The organism is Candidatus Methylomirabilota bacterium (assembly GCA_028870115.1).
Lineage (GTDB): Bacteria > Methylomirabilota > Methylomirabilia > Methylomirabilales > Methylomirabilaceae > Methylomirabilis.
The window spans coordinates 1-1,088 of sequence record JAGWQH010000069.1; the positions used below are offsets into that span (position 1 = coordinate 1).

Consider the following 1,088-nt stretch of genomic DNA (forward strand, 5'->3'; position numbering starts at 1 on the left):
AGCGTCTTCGCCTCGTTCAGATCAAACCCATACTCTCCGGTCCATCGGAAGGTGCGCCCTGGAACCCGCACCAGTCCTGCAAGATCAATCGACCGGCTCTTGAGAAACGCCAGGTGCTCTTCAGGAAAGTCCTCCCCCACCACTGCCACAACTCGAACGTCGGCGAAGAAGCTGGCCGCTACCGAGAAGTAGGTAGCCGATCCGCCCAGCGCCTCTTTTGCGTTACCGAATGGCGTGCGAACCGAATCAAGCGCAACCGATCCCACAACAAGGATGCTGCTCATGGACACTCCCCAGCGATTAGCCGTCAGCAATCAGCTATCAGCAATGCAGGAATAAAACAGGGCATTACTGAAACGCCCTTCCTTGGACAATAAAGCCTGTTTGTCGTCCTCAGTGTGTTTGCTGAAAGCTGACAGCTGAACGCTTCTACTGCTTGACATACTTCCCAATGATCGGCCGCAGCCGCTCCCGAACATCGGTCGGGATGGCGTCGTGAGCCGTGATGACCGCATCCCGCATCGCGCTCCCGCACGAGCAGCCTTCCCTGTCGGTCGGAAATGACGACACCGTCGCCTTGATGATGGCCTTGGCGGTTTCGGCGTTTTGCTTCAGGATCGCCACCACCGCCTCCACCGACACATCCTGCTCTGTCTCATGCCAGACATCATAATCGGTCACCAGGGCCAGCGTCGCATAGCAGATCTCGGCCTCACGACAGAGCTTCGCCTCTTGCAGATTGGTCATTCCGATGACATCCACTCCCCAACTTCGATAGATCCGCGACTCGGCCCTGGTCGAGAACTGCGGCCCCTCGATGCAGATGTAGGTGCCGCCGCGATGCGTGCGCACACCCACAAGCTGCCGGGCGGCGTCTGCGGTGATCCCGCTCAGGTGCGGGCAGAACGGCTCCGCGAAGGCTACGTGGGCCACCACACCTTCGCCGAAGAACGTGTCCACCCGATGCTTGGTACGATCGATCACCTGGTCGGGGATCACCAGATCGAGCGGCGGCAGCTCCTCGCGCAGGCTGCCCACCGCGCTGACCGAGAGCACCCATTCTACGCCGAGGCTCTTGAGCGCGTAGA

2 protein-coding genes are annotated in these 1,088 nt (G+C 60.1%); both read right to left on the reverse strand.

Features of this window, described 5'->3' with window-relative positions; all coding sequences use genetic code 11:
- Positions 1-284: sugar kinase (locus KGL31_08025; protein MDE2321846.1), on the reverse strand; the 284-nt coding region annotated here is incomplete at its 3' end.
- A 145-nt stretch (positions 285-429) separates the two neighbouring features.
- Positions 430-1,088 (reverse strand): S-methyl-5'-thioadenosine phosphorylase (locus KGL31_08030; protein ID MDE2321847.1); only part of this gene is annotated, 659 nt, incomplete at its 5' end.